3 protein-coding genes and 1 riboswitch are annotated in these 6473 nt (G+C 43.1%); of the genes, 1 reads left to right on the top strand and 2 read right to left on the bottom strand.

Annotated elements, in window-relative coordinates; translation table 11 throughout:
* Positions 1 to 573: 573 nt before the first annotated feature.
* Entirely contained in the window at positions 574 to 1950 is a 1377-nt protein-coding gene (locus tag EC604_RS25805) for an NCS2 family permease (RefSeq protein WP_123066895.1), read from the bottom strand.
* Positions 1951 to 2133: 183 nt separating this feature from the next.
* A riboswitch (purine riboswitch) is annotated at positions 2134 to 2233 on the bottom strand.
* A 545-nt stretch (positions 2234 to 2778) separates the two neighbouring features.
* Here EC604_RS25805 and EC604_RS25800 point away from each other — a divergent pair.
* A complete protein-coding gene (locus tag EC604_RS25800; protein WP_123066894.1) occupies positions 2779 to 4047 on the top strand; it encodes a hypothetical protein in 1269 nt (422 codons plus the stop codon).
* Between the two features lie 194 nt (positions 4048 to 4241).
* Here the strand turns inward: EC604_RS25800 and guaA are convergent, their stop codons facing one another.
* A complete protein-coding gene (gene guaA / locus EC604_RS25795; protein ID WP_123066893.1) occupies positions 4242 to 5780 on the bottom strand; it encodes a glutamine-hydrolyzing GMP synthase in 1539 nt (512 codons plus the stop codon).
* Positions 5781 to 6473: the final 693 nt, after the last annotated feature.

Raw genomic sequence — 6473 nt, 5'->3', positions numbered from 1 at the left:
TTCTCGCTACCGAAACCGGTTCGTTTCAGCAACTCTTATATCATATCATGTCCGAACCAACTTTGCAAGCTCTTTTTCTAAGTTTCTTTCGAAGCTTATTTTCAATTGCTTGCCGCACCGTGTAAACTGTGTTTTCTTGGCCGGAATAAGAATATACCATGTATAACTACCACTTGTAAAGCATTATTTTAAAAATACATGAACAGGTCATAACCTTTACGAGAAGATGCATTTCAGGTTAACTTTACAGCATCCATACTCTAACTTGGAAATGTAATGTAGCAGCAATAACTACCTCTTCCGAATATGTTTCTACTTAATCTCGCAGTTGTCTGGAATTATCATTTCCATTCTGAATTATTTTCATTCTTACAGTCGGAATAATCTTTTCCATTTGGATAAATGACTATATCATTTCATACACGACTCTTTGTCTCTGAAGTCGGAGCGAGTACAAAGGTTCAGAACTGATCCACTTTTCACTTCGCTTTTCAAACACTTATTATAGAAGAAACAAAAAAGCGAAGCTCGATGTGATATCGTAGCTCCGCTTTCTTCATATGCAAACCAAACTTATTCTCCGCCGATAAACACGTAACGGCATATAACGATAACGGCCAGCACCCACATCAGCCAATGTATTTTCACTTTACGCTCAGTAACCAAGTTACTGAACACAGCCAATATAACATAGGATACGATACCTGCCGAGATCCCGTTAGCGATTCCACCTGTAAATGGCATCAGCACAATTGTAAGGAATGCAGGGAAAGCCTGCAGAAAATCATCCCACTCAATACTGCGAACTTGGCTCATCATAAGTACCCCTACGATAATCAGAGCTGGAGCCGTTGCGGCAGAAGGAACAACCAAAGCAAGTGGCGCGATAAACAAAGCAAGAATGAACAGCAAACCTGTGGTTACTGAGGTTAACCCTGTACGCCCACCAGCTTCAACACCCGAAGCACTTTCAACATAAGCCGTAATCGTACTTGTACCCAGTGCCGCACCTGCGCTGACACCGACAGCATCGACGAGCATGGCTTTACCAATCGTTTTCTCACCTTTAGCTTTATCCTTCATAATCCCCATACGTGTTGCCGTTCCAACCATCGTACCGAAGGTATCAAACAGCTCAACGAATGTGAAAATGAAGATGATTTCGAACAATCCAAGGCTAATTGCACCTTTCAGATCAAGCTGTCCGACAGCCAGGTCACTGAAGTTAGGCAGCCAGCTCGCGCTGGACAGACCACTCAAATTGGTTACCCCCATCGGAATACCAATCAGCGTTGTTGCTACGATACCAATCAACAAAGCACCTTTAACACGCATTACCATAAGAATTGCAATCAACAATAACCCAATTAACGCAAGTAATGCATCATGATGTGTAATAAAGTTCCCAAGAGACAAGTTGAAGCTGCTACCTGGAATCGGTTGGCTCAAATCTGCATCCGGTGCGACATTCACGGTTACTGCCACTAGATTGGCAAGTTTAAAACCGATGATCGTAATAAAAAGACCGATACCTACAGTAATTGCCATTTTAATGGATTGCGGAACTGCTACAAGCAACATTTGCCGAACTCGGGTCACGGTCAGAATAATGAACACGATACCCGAAAGGAATACAGCACCGAGGGCAGCCTGCCAGCTAATCGCACCATTGGAGCTCAGAACCACGGTCATAAAGTAGGCATTCAAACCCATACCCGGAGCGAGTGCAATCGGAACGTTCACGAACAACCCCATAATAATTGTCATTAATCCAGCACCAACGGCTGTTGCAAAGAATACTGCATTGTCGGACATCCCTGCCCCATTTTGTCCTAAGAACAATGTGTTTACAAATAGAATGTAAGCCATTGTCATAAAGGTAGTCAGACCCGCAACAATCTCCGTTCTAACATTTGTTCCGTTTTCTTTGAGTTTAAAGAAACGATCCATAATACACTAACTCCTCCTTAGAGATGTTGAAGCCATATTTATTGAAAAACGACAAATGACCCTGAGAAGTACTTTCCCCAGAGTTCAGCTTGACCAGAAGCAGCCACACGGCCTGTGACCAAGAACAAAAAAAATCCTAATGTGCGCGGGTGACTTTCCACCGCAGTCATGTAGAATTCATGTGCTTAGCCTGCTCCTCTTCGTAGCCAGATCATTAGGGTGATCTCGTAGAGACTCCCGGGCCAATCCCCAGGATTATACGAATTAGTATGCGCTTTTTGTTTGTTTCCCATCACCCATTTTAGGAGGGGGCTTCTATTTTGTCAATGACAAAAACGAATGATATATCTATATCATTCAATTAACGTTCGTATTATTTAACAAATCAAACCAGTTCAGCGATTTACATCCCCGATACTTATGCAATTGATAACGGATTCAAGGCCGGATATGTTCATATTTTCAGAGCAGAGCATTCCTTGAGGGGCATCAAAAAAGCCACCTTTTCATTATAAGTAAAACGTGATGGAAACAGCCATTCATTTATTTTTTATTAGAAAAATATACTTGCCATAGGTTTCCGTAATAAAACCCGCTTAGGTACTTTAAACTCATTCGACATGTTACGCAGCATTCTTTAACATACTAGGGCCTAATATAGCTTACAGCTACATCCAAGGAAGACAATCTCTATTTACTTAGCTACCAATTCCAATTCCGGTTCTAAAGTAAGACTCATAGCTCTTCTGGAACCTACGCTGCGCTTCATTTTGTTACATCTCATACCGATATATTAGAGGATAAATCACTTATACCGGAGGTTAAGAAATGTTTTTCTCAAAAAAGATAATTTTAGTGTTCCTTGGAATTACCCTTGCAATGGGAGGCATAGCCAACGCTACCTCCGCTGCTGAGTCAGGAGAATTATCCGTAACCCTGACAGGCAATTCTACCTTAGTTCCTGGTGATGTCGAGCGGGTAGATGTTGCAATCTCTAACAGCCTGGATACTCCAAAAATTAAATCGGCAACTATCGTTTTGAGCTATGATGAAAACATGTTTACCCTTAATGAAGAAGATGAAGAAGACGGATTACTCCGATTTGATGAGAAGTTGAAAAAATACATATGGAGAGACGATACTTTTTACATCCCATCCCATCAGTATGCAAGCAAAGACGACTATATCATTCAAAATCCTTATCCCGAGGACCTTGTCCCAAATGATGGAAAACAAGAGATTGTACTTTCAATTACAGCCAAGGATGGTCATTTTCTGGATTCCGCAGCAGGCGATCCGATTGTATCCTTCACGCTTATTACCAAGGAAAGTAGTTTGAATATGCAATCTTCCATTCAAGTTCTTACGGATAAGACGGTGTTGACTGATCTTGCAGGAAATATAGTAACAGATTATAAAACAGCCTCAGTAGATGTTTTGGTAGCTTTACCTAAAGAAATTTATATCGTAGAGGGTACAATGCGGCCCAGCTTCTTACCATTCATCTTCCCTATTAATACGGGGCAAGAATTGAATGCACTCGCCTACTTCGAGAATGGAGATGTCTTCTACATAACAGATGCCGCAACATGGAAGTCAAGTAATCCCGCAGTGTTAAAACCACATGGAACTGGCAATGTTCAAGCTGTCGGTCTCGGTACAGCGATTTTAAAAGTCACTTATGGTTCTGTCACTGGTGAACATGAAGTTAAAGTGGTGACCGCTGCAACAGCGGCCAAATTAAACGAAGAACCTCAGCCCTATGCTTCGATCATTAGATCTGATGTCAAACCGGAAAAAATTAAAATTATCATTAATGACAAATTAACGCACACCGGCCTTCTCTACAATGGAACAGTATATATTCCAATTCGTTCTGTGAGTGAAGCATTCAATGTTTTCATAGGATATGACCCTGTTAAAAAATTGCCGGTTCTCTTTGGGAGTCCGATCACACAATCCAGAAATTTCGCAGGCACAGCTTATGTTGAGGCCAAAAACCTCCCTTCATTACTCGGTGCGAAAGTAGTCAAATGGGATAACAAGAATAAAACACTATATCTCGAGTACAATCCCAAGAAAGAAGCTGCAAAATAACAGGTTTAGCTAAAAGATATATATGAAAACTCCCATCGTTTTGCATCTGTCTTGCAGACGAGAGGGAGCTTTTTTGGCCCTTCATTTTGTTCGCAGTATCTACGTTACTGCGAACAAAAAAATTGCCGAAAAGCTTGGATTACCAAGCCCTTCGGCATTTGAATGTTATAAGGTTTAACGTCCTGTAGCTAAGCCTACTCCCACTCGATCGTTGCAGGTGGTTTGGACGTTACGTCATAGACGATCCGGTTCACATTGTCCACTTCGTTAACGATCCGTACAGAGATTTTCTCCAAGACGTCCCAAGGGATACGTGCCCAGTCTGCTGTCATACCGTCGATGGATGTTACAGCACGGATACCTACAGTGTAGGAATACGTACGAGCGTCACCCATAACACCAACACTCTTCATGTTAGGCAGGGCGGTGAAGTATTGCCAGATTTCACGGTCAAGACCGGCTTTGGCGATTTCTTCACGCAGGATGTAGTCGGAATCACGAACAATTTTCAGTTTCTCTTCCGTCACTTCACCAAGTACACGGATCGCAAGACCCGGACCAGGGAAAGGCTGACGGTGAACAATTTCATCTGGCAAGCCACACTCCGTACCTACTTTACGTACTTCGTCCTTGAACAGTGTATTCAAAGGCTCGATCAGCTTGAAGTTCATGTCTTCCGGCAGACCGCCCACGTTGTGGTGGGATTTGATCGTCTGTGCCGTAGCTGTACCACTCTCCACGATGTCCGTGTACAGTGTACCTTGAGCCAGGAATTCAAAGTCATCAAACTGCTTGGACTCTTCATCAAATACGTAAATAAACTCGTTACCGATAATTTTACGTTTTTGCTCTGGATCATCCACGCCAGCGAGTTTGGACATGAAGCGTTCTTGTGCATCGATTTTGACAACCTTCATATCGAACTTGCCAACAAACGTCTCCATTACACTCTCTGCTTCACCTTTACGCAACAGACCGTGGTCGATAAACATACATGTCAGCTGATCGCCGATCGCTTTGTGCAGCAATGCCGCAACAACGGATGAATCGACACCGCCGCTGAGTGCACACAGCACTTTACCGTCGCCCACTTTTTCACGAATATCTCTAATCGTGTCATCAATAAAGGTTTCCATTGTCCAGTTACCTTCGCAACCACAGATTTCGAACAAGAAGTTGCGAATCATATCGTTACCGCGAACGGAGTGACGTACTTCCGGGTGGAACTGAACTGCATACAATTTGCGCTCGTCGTTACTCATCGCAGCGATTGGCGCACTTTCCGTGCCTGCATCCAGTTTGAAGCCCGGAGGCAATGTGACAACATGGTCACCGTGACTCATCCATACGGTATGTTCACCTTCGATGCCTTTAGCCAGTGCCGCACCTTCAGCAAACGCCAGATCAGCTTTACCATATTCACGTTTCTCGGAGCGCTCTACTTTACCTTCAAGCTGCTGTGCCATCAGTTGCATGCCATAACAGATTCCGAAGATTGGCAGTCCAAGATCATAGACACCCGGATCAACGTGTGGTGCATTCTCAGCGTATACGCTGGATGGGCCACCGGAGAATACGATCCCTTTTGGCGCCATTTCAGCAATTTTCTCCGCTGGTGTATTATACGGCAAAAGCTCGCTGTATACGCCAAGATCCCGGATTCTTCTGGCGATTAACTGGTTGTATTGCCCTCCAAAGTCAAGGACAACCACAATTTCATTTTGCTTATTCATTACCGTGCCTCCCTCAATTAATGAAACTAATTATACGCAACGACAAAACCTACCGTCAAGGAAAGACAAAACTCCATTTTTCGAGCATATAACGCAGAGATGTGACATCAGGCGACAACTGCTTCCATTCCCTGACCTGAAACTCTCCGGATGCACCTTTGTTCAACAACACCTGCACATATGCTCTACCCCTTATGTCCTCTTATAATTGGGTAAAAGCACCGATTTCATCCGCCATTTGCATAGAATAAAAGTCATTGCAAAGTCATCGTTATCAGCCGAGATGGTAAGTTGGTATTAAAGTTTGAAGAGCACATGTGCCGGCGGCATCACCAAATGAATTTGAACACGCTAACGATCACATCGAACCTTATTTTGCGCTCTAAGCAGTACTTGAAATTCTAACGATCCTCAGAAGCGTTATTTGGACTAGAACTCCCTAAATCAAGCCAAAACCATGTCATTTCAAGTAAATAAGGTTTCTGGTGATCGTTAGAATTTTAAAATAGCAACAAAAGGCTAAATAGCGTCGCTGGTGATCGTTAGAAATTGCGAAGTCTAATCTCGGTACACTGAGGTTTGAAAATAGACTATTGTTCATCTTCCTGTTCACTTCCAACGAGATTCGTTAGCATCCGCTCCGTTGCATCTCGATAGAGTGTAGTGGTGTAAATTAAAAAATCTCGTTCACCC

The sequence above is a fragment of the Paenibacillus amylolyticus genome, assembly GCF_003719335.1.
Classification (GTDB): Bacteria; Bacillota; Bacilli; order Paenibacillales; family Paenibacillaceae; genus Paenibacillus; species Paenibacillus amylolyticus_D.
Note: the sequence above shows the minus strand (reverse complement) of the source record. Positions and strands in the feature narration are given on the sequence as shown.